The 20,024-nt window shown below is 71.5% G+C and carries 15 protein-coding genes; 5 read left to right on the top strand and 10 right to left on the bottom strand.

All coding sequences use genetic code 11. From position 1 onward, the window contains the following. Nucleotides 1–12 precede the first annotated feature (12 nt). Complete coding sequence (gene cofE, locus ACQEVI_RS20310) at nt 13–804, bottom strand: coenzyme F420-0:L-glutamate ligase (RefSeq protein WP_432902115.1); 792 nt, start codon at nt 802–804, stop codon at nt 13–15. A 159-nt stretch (nt 805–963) separates the two neighbouring features. Here cofE and ACQEVI_RS20305 point away from each other — a divergent pair, with 159 nt between their 5' ends. Beyond that, a complete protein-coding gene (locus ACQEVI_RS20305; protein WP_432902114.1) occupies nt 964–2,472 on the top strand; it encodes a serine/threonine-protein kinase in 1,509 nt (502 codons plus the stop codon). Between the two features lie 36 nt (nt 2,473–2,508). Here the strand turns inward: ACQEVI_RS20305 and ACQEVI_RS20300 are convergent, their stop codons facing one another. Genes ACQEVI_RS20300 through ACQEVI_RS20290 form a run of 3 tightly spaced genes read right to left on the bottom strand, consistent with a single transcriptional unit; the run spans nt 2,509 to nt 5,134 of the window. Continuing rightward, a complete protein-coding gene (locus tag ACQEVI_RS20300) occupies nt 2,509–3,501 on the bottom strand; it encodes a TIGR03557 family F420-dependent LLM class oxidoreductase (protein WP_432902113.1) in 993 nt (330 codons plus the stop codon). 9 nt (nt 3,502–3,510) lie between these two features. Continuing rightward, nucleotides 3,511–4,395, bottom strand: a complete 885-nt coding sequence (locus tag ACQEVI_RS20295; RefSeq protein ID WP_432902111.1) for a hypothetical protein — start codon at nt 4,393–4,395, stop codon at nt 3,511–3,513. Between the two features lie 10 nt (nt 4,396–4,405). Continuing rightward, the gene (locus ACQEVI_RS20290) at nt 4,406–5,134 is read right to left on the bottom strand and encodes a DUF6597 domain-containing transcriptional factor (RefSeq protein WP_432902109.1); all 729 of its coding nucleotides are present in this window, start codon (nt 5,132–5,134) and stop codon (nt 4,406–4,408) included. A 125-nt stretch (nt 5,135–5,259) separates the two neighbouring features. Here ACQEVI_RS20290 and ACQEVI_RS20285 point away from each other — a divergent pair, with 125 nt between their 5' ends. The 3 genes from ACQEVI_RS20285 to valS all read left to right on the top strand — a co-directional run bounded on the left by ACQEVI_RS20285 (nt 5,260) and on the right by valS (nt 12,415). Further along, a complete protein-coding gene (locus ACQEVI_RS20285; RefSeq protein ID WP_432902107.1) occupies nt 5,260–8,862 on the top strand; it encodes an ATP-binding cassette domain-containing protein in 3,603 nt (1,200 codons plus the stop codon). A gap of 122 nt (nt 8,863–8,984) precedes the next feature. Further along, the gene (locus ACQEVI_RS20280; protein WP_432902105.1) at nt 8,985–9,551 is read left to right on the top strand and encodes a hypothetical protein; all 567 of its coding nucleotides are present in this window, start codon (nt 8,985–8,987) and stop codon (nt 9,549–9,551) included. Between the two features lie 95 nt (nt 9,552–9,646). Continuing rightward, nucleotides 9,647–12,415 (top strand): valine--tRNA ligase, encoded by a 2,769-nt coding sequence (valS, locus tag ACQEVI_RS20275; RefSeq protein ID WP_432902103.1) that lies wholly within the window; start codon nt 9,647–9,649, stop codon nt 12,413–12,415. A gap of 123 nt (nt 12,416–12,538) precedes the next feature. Here the strand turns inward: valS and ACQEVI_RS20270 are convergent, their stop codons facing one another. The 3 genes from ACQEVI_RS20270 to ACQEVI_RS20260 form a co-directional block, all read right to left on the bottom strand. Further along, nucleotides 12,539–13,045, bottom strand: a complete 507-nt coding sequence (locus ACQEVI_RS20270; protein WP_432902101.1) for a DUF1877 family protein — start codon at nt 13,043–13,045, stop codon at nt 12,539–12,541. Nucleotides 13,046–13,220: 175 nt separating this feature from the next. After that, nucleotides 13,221–14,402 carry a Vms1/Ankzf1 family peptidyl-tRNA hydrolase gene (locus tag ACQEVI_RS20265; RefSeq protein ID WP_432902099.1) on the bottom strand — a complete coding sequence of 394 codons (1,182 nt, stop codon included), beginning with the start codon at nt 14,400–14,402 and terminating at the stop codon, nt 13,221–13,223. A 202-nt stretch (nt 14,403–14,604) separates the two neighbouring features. Then, a complete protein-coding gene (locus tag ACQEVI_RS20260) occupies nt 14,605–14,952 on the bottom strand; it encodes a chorismate mutase (RefSeq protein ID WP_357450302.1) in 348 nt (115 codons plus the stop codon). 149 nt (nt 14,953–15,101) lie between these two features. On the opposite strand from ACQEVI_RS20260, the gene ACQEVI_RS20255 reads away from it, so the two are divergent. Further along, a complete protein-coding gene (locus tag ACQEVI_RS20255) occupies nt 15,102–16,922 on the top strand; it encodes an AMP-dependent synthetase/ligase (RefSeq protein ID WP_432902097.1) in 1,821 nt (606 codons plus the stop codon). Between the two features lie 94 nt (nt 16,923–17,016). Here the strand turns inward: ACQEVI_RS20255 and clpX are convergent, their stop codons facing one another. From clpX to ACQEVI_RS20240, 3 genes are all read right to left on the bottom strand, one after another. Beyond that, the gene (gene clpX, locus ACQEVI_RS20250) at nt 17,017–18,306 is read right to left on the bottom strand and encodes an ATP-dependent Clp protease ATP-binding subunit ClpX (RefSeq protein ID WP_432902095.1); all 1,290 of its coding nucleotides are present in this window, start codon (nt 18,304–18,306) and stop codon (nt 17,017–17,019) included. Nucleotides 18,307–18,590: 284 nt separating this feature from the next. After that, nucleotides 18,591–19,310 carry an ATP-dependent Clp protease proteolytic subunit gene (locus tag ACQEVI_RS20245; protein WP_432902093.1) on the bottom strand — a complete coding sequence of 240 codons (720 nt, stop codon included), beginning with the start codon at nt 19,308–19,310 and terminating at the stop codon, nt 18,591–18,593. A 44-nt stretch (nt 19,311–19,354) separates the two neighbouring features. Further along, nucleotides 19,355–19,990, bottom strand: coding sequence for an ATP-dependent Clp protease proteolytic subunit (locus ACQEVI_RS20240; protein WP_357450314.1), 636 nt, complete (start codon nt 19,988–19,990; stop codon nt 19,355–19,357). Between the last annotated feature and the right edge of the window lie 34 nt (nt 19,991–20,024).

Below are 20,024 nucleotides of genomic sequence, written 5' to 3'. Positions count from 1 at the left end.
GGACCCGACGGGTCAGCGGGTCGGTGCGCCGCCGTCCGCCAGCCCGCGAGCGTACGCCTCGGCCGAACCCTCGCGGAACAGGTCGTCGGCACTGCTGCGCACCAGGACGCGGGCACCTGGGCCGTCGTCGGCGGTGACGTGGTGGCCCATGCCGCGCACGACGGCGACCGCGCGCCCGCTCGACTTGCCCCGGACCAGCTCGGACGCCGCCGCGATCTCGTCGACGACGGCGGTGACCGTGACGTTGAGCGGGCGGCCGTGGGCGTCGGCGCTGCCCCGCAGGTCGTCCGTGGGCGCGATCCCCGCGCAGCCGATCGCCATGTCGACCAGGGCGTCGCGCCAGGGCCGGCCGGCCGTGTCCGTGACGACCACGCCGATGCGGCGCAGGCCGAGCCGCTGGGTGAGCGCGGCGCGGATCGTCCGGGCCGAGGCGTCCGGGTCGACGGGCAGGAGCAGGACCGTGCCCTCCGGGGTGTTGCTCGCGTCCACACCCGCCGCGGCCATCACCAGGCCGAGCTTGTTCTCGACGATGCGCAGCGGCGGCAGCCCGGGCCGTTGCCGCTGGGCGACCACCCGGACGGTCTCGTCGGTGATGGCCTGCTCGCGGTCGTCGGCGGCCACGACCCGGCCCTCCGCCTTGGACACGATCTTCGAGGTCACCACCACGACGTCGCCGTCCTGCGGCCGGTCCTGCTCGTCCTGAGCCGCCAGGAGGCCGGCGATCAGCTCGCCGAGGTCGTCGCCGGGGCTGATCTCGGGCAGCCCGTCGGGGGCCCAGATGCTGAGTCGTTCCACGGGGACCATCGTCCCACCACGACCGGGCGGCGGAGCGCGGCGTCCGCTCGTGGCCGTTGTATCGAGGCGGCCGACCGGGCCGGCGCGGTACCCTGCCAGGCGTCCAGGCCACACGTGTCTGGTTCATCTGTGTCTGGTTCGTACTGCGATCGATGGGGGAAGCGTCCGGTGCTGCACGACCCGCCCGCTCAGAGGACGGTCCCCGTACCCGAGCCGGCCGCCCTGCGGTCGGGCGATCCCCGCACCATCGGGCCGTTCCGGGTCCGGAGCCGGCTGGGCAGCGGCGGCATGGGCGACGTCTACCTCGGGACCAGCCGTCGCGGAGAGCAGGTCGCGATCAAGCTCATCCGGGGGGCCCAGCTCCACGACGACGAGTTCCGCGCGCGCTTCCGGCGGGAGGTGCGGGCCGCCGCCAAGGTCCGCAGCCGGTTCATCGCGAACCTGATCGACGCCGATCCGGACGCGGAGCTGCCCTGGCTCGCGACCGACTACGTCCCCGGACCGACTCTCTCGCAGGCTCTCGCCGCCCAGGGACCCCTGGCGGAGGACGAGGTGCAGCGCCTGGTCGCCGGGGTCGCCGAGGCGCTGCACGAGATCCACCGCGCCGGCCTGGTGCACCGGGACGTCAAGCCGGCCAACGTGATCCTCGGTCCGGACGGTCCCCGCCTGATCGATCTGGGTGTCGTCGCCTCGGTCGGCGCGACCCGGCTGACCATGACCGGGCAGCCGGTCGGGACCCCGATGTACATGGCCCCGGAGCAGGCGTCGGGCAACCGGACGACGTCAGCCGCCGACGTGTGGGCGCTGGGCGCGCTGGCGTACTACGCCGCGACCGGGAACCACCTCTTCGAGGGCGACCACCCGGCGGTGGTGCTGTACCGGGTCGCGGCGTCCCCGCCGTCCTACGACGACTGCCCCCCGTACCTGCGTCCGTTCCTCGACGCGCTCCTCGTCAAGGACCCGGAGCACCGTCCGACCCTTGACGCGATCCTGCACTCGCTCGGCCTTGCCGAGCCTGCCGGCGCGACGCTCCCCCTGGCCAAGCCGGGGCGCGGGCGCGGCGCTGAGCGTCGCGCACGACGGAGCGGCGTGCTGCGGAGCGACGGACACCGCGCACGCCGCCGACGGCCCCTGGTGGTCCTGAGCTCGGTGGTCGCCGGGACGGCGGTGCTGGCAGGGACCGCGTTCGGCATCTGGAGCTCGCTCACCGACGACGACCGGGAGCCCACCGGCACCGGGGAGACGCTGACCACCGCATCACCGCAGAGCGGCCCGAGTCCCATCCAGACCGCCGTCGCCGACGGCAGCCGGGAGCATCCGTGGGCGCTGGGGGATGTCCAACGCCTCAACGACGACTCATGCTGGATCGCCGGTGTCACCGCGGTGACGGACCGGCAGGCCACCCTGTCGCTCAAGTGCGACCAGGCGGGGACGAGCCTCTACGGCACCCCGACACCGAGCAAGTATCTCGACGTCTACGCCATCGGGCAGGACGGGACGATCCAGCGGAGCAAGTCCGCCGACGCGACGGTGCAGGACACGTTCTGGGCGCAGGGCAATCTTGTGGACCCCACGCCAGTGACCGTCACCGTCAACCTCCCCGACGTCGGGCCGCTGGCAGCTCTGGAACTGCGGCACCGGGAGGGCTACGGCTGGCACTGGGACGCCACCAGCTGACGCCCGGAGGCCGCCCCACCTGCCACGCGCGGCTCGTCACCGCACGAGCTCGGGCAGCACCTCTCGGCCGAACGTCTCGATCCACTCGCGCTGGTTGCGGCCCACGTTGTGCAGGTAGATGCGGTCGAACCCGAGGTCCACGTACCGCTGGATCGACGCCCGGTGCTCGTCCGGGTCGGCGGAGATCAGCACGCGCCCCTCGAAGTCCTCGGGGCGCACCATCCGCGCGAGCTGCGCGAAGTCGTGCGGCGAGCGGATGTCGGACCGCGGGAACCGCATGCCGCCCACCGGCCACTCGGTCAGGGCGTTGGCCACCGCTTCGTCGTGCGTGGGCGCCCAGGAGAGGTGGAGCTGCAGCGCTTTCGGCATCCGTCCCGGGTCGCGGCCGGACTCGCGGGCCCCGTCGGCGAACCGGGTCAGCAGGGACGCCATCCGGTCGAGGGGCGCCGCCTGCGTGATCAGCCCGTCCGCCGTCCGCCCCGCGCGGCGGGCGGTGACGGGACCCGCCGTCGCGACCAGGATCTCGGGGGCCACCTCCGGCATGGTCCACAGCCGCGTCGACTCCAGCTTGAAGTACGTGCCGGCATGCTTCACGTCGCGTCCGGCCAGCGATGCGGCGAACAGCTTCTTGATGATCTCCACCGCCTCGAACATGCGGTTGATCCGCTCGGCGGCCTCCGGCCAGTAGCCGCCGACCACGTGCTCGTTGAGGGCCTCCCCCGAGCCGACCCCCAGCCAGTGCCGGCCCGGGTTCATCGCCGCGAGCGTCGCCGACGCCTGGGCGACCACCGCGGGGTGCCACCGGAACGTCGGCGCCGTCACGGGACCCAGGTCGCCCGTGGTGTGCTCGGCGGCCGCCGCGAGCACGTTCCAGACGAAGCCCGCCTGCCCCTGGGCAGGGGTCCAGGGCTGGAAGTGGTCCGCGGCCATGACGCCGGAGAAGCCGTGCGCCTCAGCGAGCGCCGCCAGCTCCACGGCCTCCCGGGGCGCGAACTGTTCGAGCATCGCGGCATAGCCGATGGTCACCACGCGGACAGCCTAAGGCTCGAGGCGACCATGCAGGCGGAGGGTCTGCAGCGCTCCGAGGGTGACGATGCCGCGCCAGTCCACCGCCTGCCCCGGTGACCAGTGCAGGAACTCGAAGTCCCAGCCGCCGTCGTCCAGCTGCTCGCTCTCCAGCCGGTCGAGCTCCGCGGAGATCTGGTCCGCGGTGAACAGGGCCCGGCTCGGCGCACCGGGCCTTCCCGACAGGTCCAGCGGCCTGAGCTTCTCGTCGTCCTGCCCGCCGTCGACAGGGATGGTGCCGTCGGCGCGCAGGAGCGGCCGGATCCGCTCGATCGCGGCGGCCGCGCGGTCCGGCTCGGGCACCGCGTCGAGGAAGTGGATGGCGAACTTGACCGGGTAGCCGCCCACCAGGCCTCCTTCGGCCTCGATCTGGGCCCAGCACCACGCGGTCGCGGCGTCGAGCCAGGGGTGGTCAGCACCCAGCTCCCACAGGTGGCCGGCGATCGCGAACGTGAGCATGCCGCCCTCGTTCGGCTGCATCCACGGTGCGGCCGGGTACGCGGCGGCGGTCGGCAGCACGTGCGGCACCCGCCCGTCGGGCAGTGCGACGGACGCCAGCCAGTCGGCGGTCTCCGTGACCAGCTGCGCCACCGCCGGGTCGGCGGCGGCCCCCAGCTCGGCGAGCACCTCGAGCGCGGACAACGCACCCGAGACCTGGCTGTCCGGCCCGCGCAGGTCGGGCTCCAGGGCGTGGCCCCACCCGCCGTCGTCGTTCCGGTAGGGACGCAGGGCGTCCAGGACACGGCTGCCCGGGGCGCCGTCGAACAGCGCCGCGAGGCGGTGCCGCTCCAGGAGGCGGGCGTCGTCGTAGATGAACCGCCTGGCGGCTCCGATGTCGATCCTCGTCGTTGTGCTCATGGACCCGACGCTAGGCGGCCGTCAGTGCGGCGTCTTCCAGGAATCGGACGGGTGTGAGGCCGGTCAGGCGGCGCACCTCGTCGGACATGTGCGCCTGGCTCGCATACCCGGCAGCGGCCGCACGGTCCGCGAGGGACGAGGGCACGCCCGTGGACAGGCCGATCAGCCGCCGCAGCCGGGCCACCCGCCCCAGCATCTTGGGCCCGTAGCCGACGGCGTCCACGGTGCGGCGGTGCAGGTGCCGCTCGCTCACGCCCAGGTCCTGGGCGACGCCGGAGATCCGCGAGCCCGGCACCCCGAGCCGCCGTGCGGCCGCCGCGACGAGCCCGTCCCGTTCGGCCTCTCGCCGCAGCACGGCGCGGGCGAGCAGGTCCAGCCGCCCCGCGGGGTCCGCCGCGCTGAGCGCGTCGGCGAGCGCCGGGCCGACGTCGGGCCACACGTCGGCGAGCGGTACCCGGAGGTCGCGCACCTCCGAGGCGGGGATGCCGAGGACGGCGCCCGCCGCGCCCGGCCGGAGGCGGATGCCGCTGGTCCGTGCCGATGCCGCCGTGGCGTGCGACCGTGCGACGACCGGGCCCGTGTCCGCGCCGACGACCACGAGCTCTCCCTCGAGCCGGACCAGGTCGACACAGCCGTCGGGGATGATCCGCTGCTCGTGGTCGGGCGGCACGTCGTGCTCCCACAGGCAGGCCACCACCGGCAGCAGGCCGGTGGGCGGTGCGAGCTCGCGGTAGGTCACGAGATCCACGCTACGTCGACCCACTGACACCTACGTCGTGGCGGGGCCACGACCCGCCCGGGAGCGCCCCGTACCCGACGCCCGAGGCCGGACCGAGTGTCAGTGACCGGTGGCAGAGTCGAGCCATGCCCCACACCCCGGCTCGACCGAGCCGTCGACCGAGCCGTCGACCGAACGAGGCCGGCGACCAGCGCCGCACCTCGTGGCGTCGTCGCGCGCTGCGGGTGGCCGCTGTCGCGGTCCCGGCCGCGCTGCTGGCGGCCGGGGCCTCGTCGTACGCGGCGGTGGTCACGGGCCGGATGGCCGCCGACCCGGCGCGGGACACGCTGATCGTCCTCGCGGCGGTGAGCGCGGCCGTCATCGTGCTGGACGCCGTGACGTGGCTGGTCGTGCAGCGCGCGGTGGCCCGCGCGGAGGCGACGCTCCGGGTCGACCTCACCGCAGCGGCCCTGAGCCAGCCCCTGCCCGCGCTTGAGGAGCAGGCGGTGGGTGAGCTCCTGGACCGCGTCAACGGCGATCCCGAGCGGCTCACCCGGGCGATCAGCGGTATCGGCATCACGCTCGGGCAGGCGGCGATCAGCCTGGTGGTCGGCTGGGTGACCGCCGGCCTGGTGTGGTGGCCCGCCTGGATCGCGTTCCCCGTGGTGGCCGCCGTGGTGCTCGTGTTCGCGCGACGGGCGGCACGGCCCCTGCGCGACCTCAGCAGACGCAGCTCGGAGGCCGGCTCGGACCACATGGCCCAGCTCGAGGAGGCGATCGCCGCGCGGGACGACCTGCGCACCGCCCACGGCCAGCGGTACGTGCTGCGCCGGTACGCCGAGCTGGCGGCGCGCCAGATCCGGCTGAGGGAGGAGTGGTCGGTCGTGTTCTCCCGGGTGCGGCTGCGCACCGAGCTCCCGCTGGACGCGCTCGTCGGCGCCGTGCTCGTGGGCGGGGTGTGGGCGGTGACGGGGGGCACGCTCGACGTCGCCCGGCTGGTCGCGCTGTGGCTGCTGGTGACGGGGTTCGTCGGCCGGGTGGACGTCCTGGGCCGCCTCCTGCCACGCGTCGAGGAGGCGATCGGCACGTTCCACCGCGTGCGCGATCTGCTGGGCGTGCCCGAGGAACCCGTGGGTGGCGACGCGTTCCCCCGCCGCACCACGGGGGTGGACGTCGAGCTGCGTGACCTGACGTTCGGGTACGGCGGCGGCTTCCGCCTGGGCCCGGTGTCCTTGACCATCCCGGCGGGCAGCACGTGTGCGCTGGTGGGGCGGACGGGCTCGGGCAAGACGACCCTGACCAAGATGCTGTCCCGAGCGGTCGAGCCGCCCGCCGGCAGCGTCTTCCTGGAGGGTCAGGACATCACCCACCTGGACCTGCACGAGCTGCGCACCCGCGTCGGCGTCGTCGGGCAGCGCACCGAGATCCTGGCAGCGACCCTCGCCGAGAACATCACGCTCTGGGCACCGGTACCCGCGGAACGCGTGGAGCGGGCGGTGGAAGCCCTCGGCCTGAGGGCGTGGGTCGCGTCGCTGCCGCACGGTCTGGACACCCGGCTCGGGTCCGACGGCGTGACCCTGTCCGCCGGCGAGGAACAGCTCGTCGCCTTCGCGCGCCTCCTGGTCCGCGACGTCGAGGTGGTCGTGCTCGACGAGGCGACCGCCCGGATGGACCCGGCGACGGCGGAGCGGGTGACCCTCGCCGCCCAGGCACTCCTGGCGGGCCGGACCGCGCTGGTCGTCGCGCACCGCCTGCCCACCGCACGGCATGCCGACACGGTCGCGGTGCTCGACGCCGGACGCCTGGTGGAGCACGGCCCCTGGGACCGGCTGGCGGCCGCGGACGGGCACTTCGCCCAGCTCGTCGCCGCGGCGGGGCTCACGGAACCGCCCGTGGACACCGGCCCGGACGCCGCCATCGACCAGGCCAGGCGGACGCCGCCGGCAGAGCTCGCCGTCGTCGGCCAGGCGTCCGGCTCCGGACGGTCCGGACAGAGCCGCGATCCCGCCCCGCCGCCCCGCACATCGATGGCCCGCGCGGTGTGGAGCACGCTGCGCGCCCGTCCGCTCGGCCTGCTGCTCCCGGCCGTCGTCTGGGAGCTCACCGACTACCTCACCACCACCGGCCTGATCGTCGGCTGGCTGTGGGCGTCGCTCGTCGTCGACCTGGAGCAGGGCTCGGCACCCTGGTTGCTCGCCTGCGCCGTCCTGGCCGCGGTGGTGGCCAACACCCTGCTGCCGTTCACCATCCGCCTGACGAGCGCCCGCTGGTGGGCCGACTCGCGGCTACGACTGCGCCTCGCCGTCCTGCGCGGGCAGACGGCGCAGCGGCGCACGGTTCGCGACGCCCCTGGCGAGATCGCCGCGCGGGCCCAGGAGGAGTACCGGCTCACCGGACATACCCAGGCCTGGCGCGAGGTCGTCACCGCGCCGTTCACGCTGGCGCTGCTCGTGGTACTGAGCGACAGCCTCCTCGCCGGTGCGATCGGGCTGGCCATGGCGACCGTGATGTTCACGGCGCAGGTACTGGGCAGCCGGTCGGTCGCGACCGCCGCACGGCGCGCGGGTGACGCCGCCGCCGAGCTGGGCCGCCTGCTCGGGTCGGCCCTCGACGCGGTGCGTACGGTCAAGCTCGCTGCGGCTACCGGCGGCGTCCTCGCCCAGGTCGCCCAGGTGGACGGTCGCCGCGTGCAGGCCTCGCTGCGCGAGGAGCGCACCAGCTTCCTCGTCGGGCTCGCGCCCTCGGTGCTGAGCCGGATCGCGATGGTCCTGGCGTGGTCGCTGCACCTCGGCGGCACCTGGTCGCTCGCCACCGCCCTCCTGGTCAGCACCTCGATAGGTACCTTCAGCTGGATCGGGTACGGACTGGGTCAGCTCGTCACCAGCGCCGCGTCCGCCCGCCGCTGGGTGGAGGTCACCTCCCGGTACGCCGGCACGGAGCGGCTCGCCGACGTGCCCAGGGACCTCGACCTGTTCGCCGGTACCGCGGATCCCGCGGTACCGGACGCGACAGCATCGGACTCGGCGGCATCGGGTGCGGCAGGGACAGCCTCTGCGGCGCCGGGCACGCTCCGGGAGCTGCGGCTGGACGGCGTCAGCGCGACGCACGACGACGGCACGACAGGGGTCGCGGGCGTGGACCTCACGGTCCGGCGCGGCGAGCTCGTGCTGGTCGTGGGGCGGGTCGGCTCCGGCAAGTCGTCGCTGCTCGGGGCGCTGTCGGGTCTCGTCGACGTCGGCGGGCGGCTGAGCTGGAACGGCGAGGAGGTCACCGATCCGGAGACGTTCCTGCGCCCACCTCGTGTCGCGCACGTCGCGCAGGTGCCGCACGTCGTGTCGGGAACCCTCGCGGACAACGTGCGGCTCGACCACGAGCGCCCCGTCACCGGTCCGGTGGACGCTGCCGGGCTCGGTCGTGACGTCGCCGAGGCGGGCGGCACGGCCACGCTGGTGGGGCACCGCGGGCTGCGGCTCTCGGGCGGCCAGGTGCAGCGGCTCGGCCTGGCCCGGGCGCTGGCCACCGGCTCCGACCTGCTCCTCGTGGACGACGTCTCCTCCGCGCTCGACGCCGTCACCGAGGCGGAGGTCTGGTCCCGGCTGCGGTCCGCCGGCACGACGGTGCTCGGCACGACGTCGCGCGCGGCGACCCTCGCGACCGCCGACCGGGTGGTGGTTCTCGACGCCGGGCGCGTCGCCGCCGTCGGGCACTGGCGCGACCTGGAACCGCGCTGGTCCCACCTGGCCGGCTGACCCTGGCCGGCCGACCATGGGGAGCGCTCCCCCTGCCAGGGTCGAGACAGCCGCCGCGGGCGCTGGTAGCGTCCGAGACCGATCACGGGCGAGCAAGCCCACGACTCGTCAAGGAGCACCTCGTGCGCGCATCCCGGACCGTCCCCGCCGCCCTGGCCGCCGCGCTCGCGGCGGCAGCCCTCACCGCCTGCACGCCGGAGGGCCCCACCGCGCAGGCGCCGCCCATCGACGAGGCCCTCACCACCTACACCGACCTGTACGACGACGTCCTGACCGCCCTCCAGGAGACGCCGGACGCAGGCGACCTGACGTGGGCCGAGTCCCTGGCCACCTACCCGTCGGTCACCGAGCAGGAGGACGGCCTCTGCTACCTCTTCGTCACGAGCACCAACGGGACCGGCACCATCGACGATGCCCAGGCGCTGCTCGCCTCGCTCGCCGCGCAGGCCGACCCGGTGCTCGAGGAGCACGGTATGGAGCCGATGTCCGAGCAGCAGCACTCCGAGCACGGCGGCGACATCTGGGTCGAGTCCGTGGCCACCAACGGCTGGTCGGTCGAGCTCAGTGGCGGCGGCCAGTCGTCGCCCGAGCAGCAGGACGCCGTCGTCGAGCTCTCCATCGACGGCCCGGTCGCCACCGACACCTGCACCGACGCGGCCCTGGAGCGGGCAGCCGCCGATGCCGGCTGAGTCGTACGGGGCGGAACTACCGATCACTCCGTGACCGTGGACGTGACCGTGGAAACGTGTACTTCGGCTTGCTCGAATCTGGGACACTGGTGCGCATGAGCACTCCTGCCTCCTCCGGGCCGACGGACCCGGCCGCGACCACACCCGCCCTCGACTCCTCGGCTGCCTCGGTAGCCGGCGCCGACGTCGTCCGCGCGGTGGTCAAGGAGGTACCGGACAAGGTCAGCACGGACGGTCTCGAGACCAAGTTCGACGAGCGCTGGACCGCCGAGCAGACCTTCGCGTTCGACCGCACCAGGACCCGCGACGAGATCTACTCGATCGACACCCCGCCGCCGACCGCCTCGGGCTCCCTGCACGTGGGGCACGTGTTCAGCTACACGCACACCGACATCGTGGCGCGCTACAAGCGCATGCGCGGCCTCGAGGTCTTCTACCCCATGGGCTGGGACGACAACGGCCTGCCCACGGAGCGCCGCGTCCAGAACTACTACGGCGTGCGCGTCGACCTGTCGCTGCCCTACGACCCGGACTTCACGCCCCCGTTCGAGGGCACCGGGAAGAGCGTCAAGGCCGCCGACCAGGTCCCGATCAGCCGCCGCAACTTCGTGGAGCTGTGCGAGCGCCTGACGGCCGAGGACGAGAAGCAGTTCGAGGAGCTGTGGCGCCGCCTGGGCATCTCGGTGGACTGGGCCCAGACGTACCAGACCATCGGCGACGTCTCCCGCGCCACGGCGCAGCGCGCGTTCGTGCGCAACCTGCAGCGTGGCGAGGCCTACCAGGCCGAGGCGCCGGGCCTGTGGGACGTCACGTTCCAGACCGCCGTCGCCCAGGCCGAGCTGGAGGCCCGGGACTACCCCGGCCACTTCCACAAGATCGCCTTCCACCCGGTCTCGACAGGCTCGACCACCGAGGGCCCCGTCTACATCGAGACGACCCGGCCGGAGCTGATCCCCGCCGTCGTCGCGCTCATCGCGCACCCTGACGACGAGCGGTACCAGCACCTGTTCGGCACCACCGTGAAGTCGCCGCTGTTCGGCGTCGAGGTCCCCGTGCTCGCGCACCACCTGGCCGAGCCGGACAAGGGCGCCGGCATCGCGATGTGCTGCACCTTCGGTGACCTCACCGACGTGCAGTGGTGGCGCGAGCTGCAGCTGCCCACGCGCTCGATCATCAACCGCGACGGCCGCATCACGCGCGAGGTCCCGGAGTGGCTCCCGGGCGGCCCTGGCGCCGACCTGTTCGCGGCCGAGGTCGCGGGCAAGACGACGTTCAGCGCCCGCAAGGCGATCGTCGACGCGCTCGTCGCGTCGGGCGACATGCCGACCGAGCCGGTGGCCACCCAGCGCAAGGCCAACTTCTTCGAGAAGGGCGACAAGCCCCTCGAGATCGTGACCTCGCGCCAGTGGTACATCCGCAACGGCGGCAGGGACAAGTCGCTGCGCGAGGAGCTGCTGGGCCGCGGCAAGGAGCTCGACTTCCACCCGGACTTCATGCGCGTCCGGTACGAGAACTGGGTCAACGGCCTGAACGGCGACTGGCTGGTCAGCCGTCAGCGCTTCTTCGGCGTCGCGATCCCGCTCTGGTACCCGATCGACGCGAACGGCGAGGTCGACTACGACCACCCGATCGTCCCGGCCGAGGAGTCCCTGCCGATCGACCCGACGTCCCAGGCGCCTGCCGGCTACACGGAGGACCAGCGTGGTCAGGCCGGTGGCTTCGTCGGCGACGCCGACGTCATGGACACCTGGGCGACGTCGTCCCTGACCCCGCAGATCGTCGGCGGCTGGGAGCGGGACCAGGACCTGTTCGACCGGGTGTACCCGATGGACCTGCGCCCCCAGGGCCAGGACATCATCCGTACCTGGCTCTTCTCCACGGTGGTTCGCTCGCACCTGGAGAACAAGGTGCTGCCCTGGAAGAACGCGACGATCAGCGGCTGGATCCTCGACCCGGACCGCAAGAAGATGTCGAAGTCCAAGGGCAACGTCGTCACGCCGATGGACCTGCTCGTCGAGCACGGCTCTGACGCGGTGCGGTACTGGGCGGCGTCCGCCCGCCTGGGCACCGACGCGGCGTTCGAGGTGGGGCAGATGAAGATCGGTCGCCGTCTGGCGATCAAGGTCCTCAACGCCTCGAAGTTCGCGCTGTCGTTCGGCGGCGGCGCGGGCAGCGAGATCGCGCTCGACCCGGCAGCGGTGACCGTCGCCCTCGACCGGTCGATGCTCGCGGGGCTGGCGGGCGTGGTCGAGCAGGCCACCACGGCGCTGGAGTCCTACGACCACACACGCGCGCTCGAGCTCACCGAGACGTTCTTCTGGGCGTTCTGCGACGACTACCTCGAGCTCGTCAAGGACCGCGCTTATGGCGCCGGTGACGACGCGGCGAACCTCTCCGCCGAGACGACGTCGGCCCGCACCACGCTGGCGATCGCGCTCGACACCATGCTGCGGCTCCTGGCGCCCTATCTCCCGTTCGCCACCGAAGAGGTCTGGTCCTGGTGGCGCGAGGGCTCGGTGCACCGCGCGGAGTGGCCCGTCGCGGAGCCGCTGCGCGCGGCCTCCGGCGACGCCGACCCGGCCGACCTCGCCGCGGCCGGACACGCCCTGGCGGCGCTGCGCAAGGTGAAGTCCGAGGCCAAGGCCTCGATGCGCACCCCGATCGTCGCCGCGTCGCTGGCCGTGCCCGCCGCATCGCTGACGGCCGTCGAGACCGCGGCCCTGGACATCAAGGCCGCGGGCCGCGTCACGGGTCCGCTCGACCTGGTGTCCGCTGCCGAGGGGCAGGGCGACCAGGCGGTCCAGGGCGGCATGGTGGTGACCTCCAGCGAGCTGGGCGAGGCCCCGCCGCGCAACAAGGGCTGACCAGCCCGTCTCGCCGAGGTAGAACCAGAGCGAGAGAGAACTCTGGCGAGGAGGTCTCGACAGGCTCGACCAGCGATGGTCGAGCCTGTTGAGATGTCCTCGCCAAAGTTCTCTCTCGGCGGGTCAGTTGAGCATCAGGACCACTGCGTCGCCGGCCTCGGCCGCGGCACCGTAGAACGCGGTCAGCTCGCCGTAGGCCTCCGCCAGACGCTCGGCGTCCGTCTCGGCAGCGTGCTCGCCCGGGTCCGGGCAGACGTCCTCGTCGCACACCTGAGCGGCGTCGGCGAGCGGCGCCAGGGCGTCGAACGACGTGCCGACCAGGAACGCGGCGGCCTTCTCCACGTCGTCGGGGCCCAGGTAGCGCACCGGCGTGATCCCGGCGGCGGAGCCGAGCGCGGCCCCACCCTGCACCGGATCGACGGGCATCCCGCCGTGCACCCGCAGCACGTTGTGCAGCGGACCCCAGACGGTCCCGATGCTGAAGTACCTCGCTTCCTGTGCCGGAAGGTCCATCTGCACCCATTCCCCGGCGAGCTCGTCGATGTGCTCGAGCGCCCAGGTCGGATCGGTGCGTGCCTTGTCGAAGTCCTCGGCGGCTAGCCGCGCGTACTCACAATGAATCATCCCCATGGCCCGTGACCGTACCGATAATGCGTTTCCGTGTGTATGGGCAAAACGGACACGTTTCGACGCAACATTTTCCCATAGACGGTAAAACGGAAAATCTATACGAATTCATGCCCGTTCTGGGGGCATTAGTCCCCCAGAACGGGCGGGTGATTTCACACCGAGTTAACGCGGGACGTCAGTGCAACCTTCGATCATCCCCCGACATGCTCGCTAGCGCCTCCGTTGGCGTGCCCTCGTCACGCCAGCGCAGCGTCGCGGCGACTCCGTCCATGAGCTCGACGGAGCCCTCCGGGGCGAACGTCAGGCCGGCGTCCTGCCCGACGGCGGCGCGGACGAGCGCCACCGAGACCGGCAGCTCCTCCAGCCGCTCCGTCACGCCGATCGCCACGAGCTCGGACCGGGAGGCCGCGATGTGCATCGGGTCCGGGCCGATCCAGAGCTTGCGACCGTTCATCGGCGCGTTGCCCGTGCCGTACTCCTCCGCGAGGACGAGCTCCTTGACCTGCCCGCGGGCGAGCACGGAGACGACGTCGTCCACCGACATCACCGCGTTCGACTCGCGGCCGAGCTCCTGCCGCAGCTCCGCCAGGACGCGCTCCCGGCGTCGTTCGCGGTAGGAGTCGAGCGCCTCCGACACCTGTTCGGCAAAGGCGCCCTCGTGCACCCCGCTGCCGCGACCGCCGCCCGGCACCTCGACCACGCTCTCCGCCGTCGGCGAGGTCAGGGCCGCGCGCACCAGGGACACGACCCGCTTGTCCCCCGTGAAGAGCACCAGCTCCGGCTTGGTGTCGGCGACATGTCGCTCGGTCTCGGCCGCGACAGCCTCCGCGTTGCGCTCCCACGAGTCCTCCGCCCGCGACTCGATACGCGATCGCTTGACCCCTCGCGCGGACCCGGTCTTCTCGATCTCGTCGTGCGGGGCCTGGAACGTGCTGTGGACCTTGCCGGCCGGCCCCACGCGGACGAAGTCCGCCCCCTGCCGGTCGACGATCACCTTGAGCAGCTCCACCGACTCGTCGGCGGCCAGCGCGGCCTGGAGCAGCGCCGGTACGGGGGCCCAGGAGCACGTCGTGCCGGCCGGTGGGTTGTTCACCACGCGGTCCACCAGCACGCCGGTGTCGTCGGCGATGACGACCCGGCCGTGGGGTCCCGGGACCCTCGTGGGTCGCAGCACCACCTCTGCCATGGCATCCAGCACGGCGTCCGGGGTCCCCTGCTGTGCCAGGTTCTTGCGCGCCGAGTTCCACCGGCCTTCGACGTCACGTTCGGCGGCCTGCTCGGACGGCGTCGCGTCCAGGTGCAGGGTCGCAAAGGGGCCCTGGTGGCCGAGGAGGGGCTTGAGCCAGTCGATCTTCATACAAACCTCCGCGTCTCCCGCCGAGGTCGAAGAAGTGCCGTACCGCACGCGTCGCCCCGGCGTTCCCTCCCAGGAAACGACGGATCACGAGGAGACGCCACCCCCAGGCCGGAATTGCCTGTGACCGGGGCACCAAATCTTCACCACCGGATGTTGACCTCAGGCCAGCAAGCAGCAAAGGCGCCTCAAAGGGCTAACCCCTTCAAGCGTATGTGTCGACCTCAGGCAGGTTGTCGCCCTTGTGCCGCGCGGCGATGAGCTCATGGTGGCGGATGACCTCGCTCACGATGAACTGGCGGAACTGCACCGCGAACTCGGGGTCGAGACCCGACTCCTCCGCGATCGCCGTGAGCCGGGCGATCTGCTGTTGGTCCCGCGACGGGTCAGCAGGCGGCAGGCCGCCCACCGCCTTCAGCTCGCCGACCCTCCGCGTCATCTTGAACCGCTCGGCGAGCAGGTGCACGAGCGCCGCGTCGATGTTGTCGATGCTCCCGCGGAGCCGGATGATCTCGGACGGCACCGGAGCGCTGGTCGGTTCGTTGTCAGACACAGGAAGAGGCTAACCGGCAGAGGGCGGTACCGCCGAAGGCTGTTCCGACGCGAGACGCGGATCGGCTACAGTCTGCGAGCAGGCACGCAACTTGGTGAAGGCCCAGAACTCTGGCTTCACCTCTTCAAGACTTCAACGGAGAGCAGCAGATGACACTCGCCACGTCGCCGGCCTTGGTGGAGGTGCCAGAGGGCACCAGCATCAACACCATCCTCGCGGACCGCGTGGCCCGCTCCGGAGACAAGGCGCTCATCGAGCGACGCGAGACCCCTGGCGGCCCCTGGGTCGCCGTGCCTGCCCGCCAGTTCGAGGACGAGGTCCTCGCCGTCGCCCGCGGCCTCGTGGCCCGTGGCGTCTCCGCCGGCGACCGGGTCGCGATCATGTCGCGCACCCGCTACGAGTGGACCCTCCTCGACTTCGCCATCTGGGCCGCGGGCGCCGTGGCCGTGCCGGTCTACGAGACCTCGTCCGCCGAGCAGGTCCAGTGGATCCTGTCCGACGCCGACGTGCGGCTCGTCGTCGTCGAGTCCGGTGCGCACGCCGAGATCGTCCGCAGCGTGCGCTCCAGCCTGCCGACGCTCGAGGACGTCCTCCTCATCGACGACGAGGCGATCCTCGACCTGCGCAAGGCCGGCATCAACCTCTCCGCGGGCATCGTCGCCGACCGGCGCGACGCCGTCCGGCGGGACGACCTGGCGACCATCATCTACACGTCCGGTTCCACCGGGCGGCCCAAGGGCGTGGAGCTCACGCACGGCAACTTCGCGCACCTCGCGATGAACGCCGCCATCGGCATCCCGGAGCTGCTGCAGGCCGAGAACGCCCGCACGCTCCTGTTCCTGCCGCTCGCGCACGTGTTCGCGCGCTTCGTGGAGGTCGCGACGGTCGCGGGCAATGCTGTACTCGGCCACGCCCCGGACATCAAGAGCCTCGTGGCCGACCTGGGCTCCTTCCGCCCGACCTACCTGCTCGCCGTGCCGCGCGTCTTCGAGAAGGTCTACAACAGCGCGGAGCAGAAGGCGGCGTCGGGCCTCAAGGCCAAGATCTTCGCCTGGTCCGTCCGGGTCGCGGAGGACTACTCGCGCGCCCTGGACACACCCGGTGGTCCAGACCGCACGCTCCAGCGGAAGCACGCGATCGCCGACAAGCTGGTCTACAGCAAGCTCAAGGCGACCATGGGTGGACAGCTGAGGTGGGCGGTCTCCGGCGGCGCGCCGCTCGGCGAACGGCTCGGCCACTTCTTCCGCGGCGCGTGCGTCACCATCCTCGAGGGCTACGGCCTCACCGAGACCACCGCGCCGACATCGGTCAACCTGCCCGGGAAGACAGTGATCGGGTCGGTCGGCCCCGCGTTCTTCGGCACGGAGATCAGCATCGCCGAGGACGGCGAGGTGCTGCTGCACGGGCCGCACATCTTCCGCGGGTACCGCAACGAGCCGCAGCTGACCGCCGAGGCGTTCGTCGGCGGCTGGTTCCGCACCGGTGACCTCGGCCGCCTCGACGAGCACGGCCACCTGCACATCACCGGCCGCAAGAAGGAGATCATCGTGACGGCCGGCGGCAAGAACGTCGCACCGGCAGTGCTCGAGGACCGCATGCGCGCCCACCCGCTCGTGAGCCAGGTGGTCGCCGTCGGCGACCAGCGTCCGTTCATCGGCGCCCTCGTGACGCTCGACGCCGAGATGCTGCCCGGCTGGTGCGCGGCGAACGGGCTGCGCAGGCTCTCCGTCTCGGAGGCTCGCGTGCACCCGAAGGTGCTGGCCGAGCTCGACAAGGCGGTCGAGCGCACGAACGAGGCGGTCTCCAAGGCCGAGTCGATCCGCAAGTACATGGTGCTCGACCTCGACTTCACGGAGGCGAACGGCTATCTCACGCCGTCCATCAAGGTGAAGCGCTCGAAGGTGCTCGCCGACTTCGCGGGCGCTGTCGACGCGCTGTACGGCGCCCCGGTGGCGACCCCCGCCCACTGACCCTCGCCCGGTATGCCGAAGTAGAGCGCCTGTCCAGTCCCTCCGTGGTTACCACAGGAGGACCGGACAGGCGCTCTACTTCGACGTACGAAACTTAAGCGCTCTTCTCGCGCGGCTGACGGCCACGGACCGGGCTCTTGCGCGGCACCACGGTCGGATTCACGTTGTCGAGCACCACGTCGCGCGTGATGAGCACACGCTCGACGTCGTCACGGCTCGGCACGTCGAACATGACCTGCTGGAGCACCTCTTCCATGATGGCGCGCAGGCCGCGCGCCCCGGTGCCCCGCAGCAGCGCCTGCTCGGCGATGGCGCCCACTGCCGGCTCGTCGAACTCGAGCTCCACGCCGTCGATCTGGAACATGCGCTGGTACTGCTTCACGAGCGCGTTCTTGGGCTCCGTGAGGATCCGTACCAGCGCGTCGCGGTCGAGCGGCGAGACGGAGGCGATGACGGGCAGCCGACCGATGAACTCGGGGATCAGCCCGTACTTCTGCAGGTCCTCGGGCCGCACCTCGGCGAACAGGTCCGCGTCGGGCACTATCGACTCCATCGGAGCGCTGAACCCGATGCCGCGCTTGCGGGACCGGGCGGCCACGATGTCGTCCAGCCCTGCGAAGGCCCCGGCCACGATGAACAGCACGTTCGTCGTGTCGATCTGGATGAACTCCTGGTGCGGGTGCTTGCGCCCGCCCTGCGGCGGCACCGATGCGGTGGTGCCCTCGATGATCTTCAGGAGCGCCTGCTGCACGCCCTCACCGGACACGTCGCGCGTGATCGACGGGTTCTCGGCCTTGCGGGCCACCTTGTCGACCTCGTCGATGTAGATGATGCCCGTCTCGGCCTTCTTGACGTCGTAGTCCGCGGCCTGGATGAGCTTGAGCAGGATGTTCTCGACGTCCTCGCCCACGTAGCCGGCCTCGGTGAGAGCGGTCGCGTCGGCGATGGCGAAGGGCACGTTGAGCATCTTGGCGAGCGTCTGCGCCAGATAGGTCTTGCCCGTGCCCGTCGGGCCGATGAGCAGGATGTTGGACTTCGCGATCTCCACCGGGTCCTGCTCGTCCGGGTTGATCGAGCGGCCGGCCTCGCCCGCCTGGATGCGCTTGTAATGGTTGTAGACAGCAACGGCCAGGGCGCGCTTCGCGGGGTCCTGGCCGATGATGTACTGCTCGAGGAAGTCGAAGATCTCGCGCGGCTTGGGCAGCTCTGTCAGCCCGAGCTCGGCCGCCTCACCGAGTTCTTCCTCGATGATCTCGTTGCACAGCTCGATGCACTCGTCGCAGATGTACACGCCCGGCCCGGCGATCAGCTTCTTCACCTGCTTCTGCGACTTGCCGCAGAAGTTGCACTTCAGCAGTTCCGCGCCGTCACCGATTCGCACCACTACCTGTCTCCTCGCCTTGTGCACCCTCACGGAGTCCCGCACAGGCCGGTTGACCCAGCAGATCCGCAACGTCGAGCGGTCTTAGATCCATTCCACACCACCGGTGGCTCGTTGTCAGCCCGGCGACCCGGCGGGTCGCATGACCGATATTCACCACATCATGACAATTTTGTCATGATCCGCGCAGCGTGTCCCACCATGCCCGACGCCGGGGCTCGTCGTCCACCGCTATTGGTGGCACGCCCCGGCGTCGGAAGCGGTCTCGACCGGACCGACCGGAACGGTCAGTTCGTCACGACCGTGACAGGCTTGCGCGACTGGAGCACCTCGTCGACCAGACCGTACTCCTTGGCCTGGGCGGCGGTGAGGATCTTGTCGCGCTCGATGTCGTTGCGCACCTCTTCCTGCGACTTGCCGCTGTGCGTCGCGATCGTCAGCTCGAGCCACTCGCGCATGCGGATGAGCTCGTTCGCGTGGATCTCGATGTCCGAGGCCTGCGCGTAGCCGCCACCCTCCATCGCGGGCTGGTGGATCAGCACGCGCGAGTTCGGGAGGGCGAGGCGCTTGCCCGGCTGACCGGCGGCCAGCAGGACCGCGGCGGCGGACGCCGCCTGCCCCAGGCAGGTCGTCTGGATCTGCGGCTTGATGAACTGCATGGTGTCGTACAGCGCCGTCATGGCCGTGAACGAGCCACCCGGCGAGTTGATGTAGATCGAGATGTCACGGTCCGGGTCCTGGGTCTCCAGGACCAGCAGCTGGGCCATGACGTCGTCGGCGGACGCGTCGTCGACCTGGACACCCAGGAAGATGATGCGGTCCTCGAACAGCTTGGTGTACGGGTCCTGGCGCTTGAAGCCGTACGCGGTGCGCTCCTCGAACTGCGGGAGCACGTAGCGGGCGGACGGCATGGCGCCAGCAGCGGCGAAAGGCAGCCCCGCGACCGGGTGGGCGCGTGTACCGGCAAGGCGCTCTGCGGCTGCGATGAACTGGGCTTCAGGACTCACGATGGATCTCCTCGTCGATCAGGTCTTGATGAGTTTCCGGGCGGTCAGCTGGCCATGCCGCCGCCGCCGGCAAGCGCAGCGCTCTCGACGACGTGGTCGACGAAGCCGTACTCCAGCGCCTCGGCGGCCGTGAACCAGTTGTCGCGGTCGTTGTCCTTGATGATCTTCTCGATCGGCTGCCCGGTCTGCTCGGACGTCAGCTCGGCGAGCACCTTCTTCATGTGCATGATGAGCTGCGCGCCGATCCGGACGTCGGTCGCAGTACCGCCGATGCCACCCGACGGCTGGTGCATGAGCACGCGGGCGTGCGGCGTGATGTAGCGCTTGCCCTTCGTGCCGGAGGACAGCAGGAACTGCCCCATGGAGGCGGCCATCCCCATCGCGACGGTCGCCACGTCCGGCTTGATGAACTGCATCGTGTCGTAGATCGCCATGCCGGCTGTGATCGAGCCGCCCGGCGAGTTGATGTACAGCCAGATGTCCTTGTCGGGGTCCTCGGCCGCGAGAAGCATCATCTGCGCGCTGATCGCGTTCGCGTTCTCGTCGCGCACCTCCGACCCCAGCCAGATGATGCGCTCCTTGAGCAGCCGGTTGTAGATGGAGTCGTTGAGCCCGAATCCAGCACCCTCCGCCCGTGCTACCGGCCCGGCATCCATCCGCAGCAGATCGTTCACGTCCATCTCCTCGGTTCTGACTCTCGTCTGTTGGACCACG

Source organism: Promicromonospora sp. CA-289599 (genome assembly GCF_050936155.1).
Taxonomy (GTDB): domain Bacteria; phylum Actinomycetota; class Actinomycetes; order Actinomycetales; family Cellulomonadaceae; genus Promicromonospora.
The sequence above is the reverse complement of the archived record's forward strand: the minus strand, read 5'-3'. Positions and strand labels throughout refer to the sequence as shown.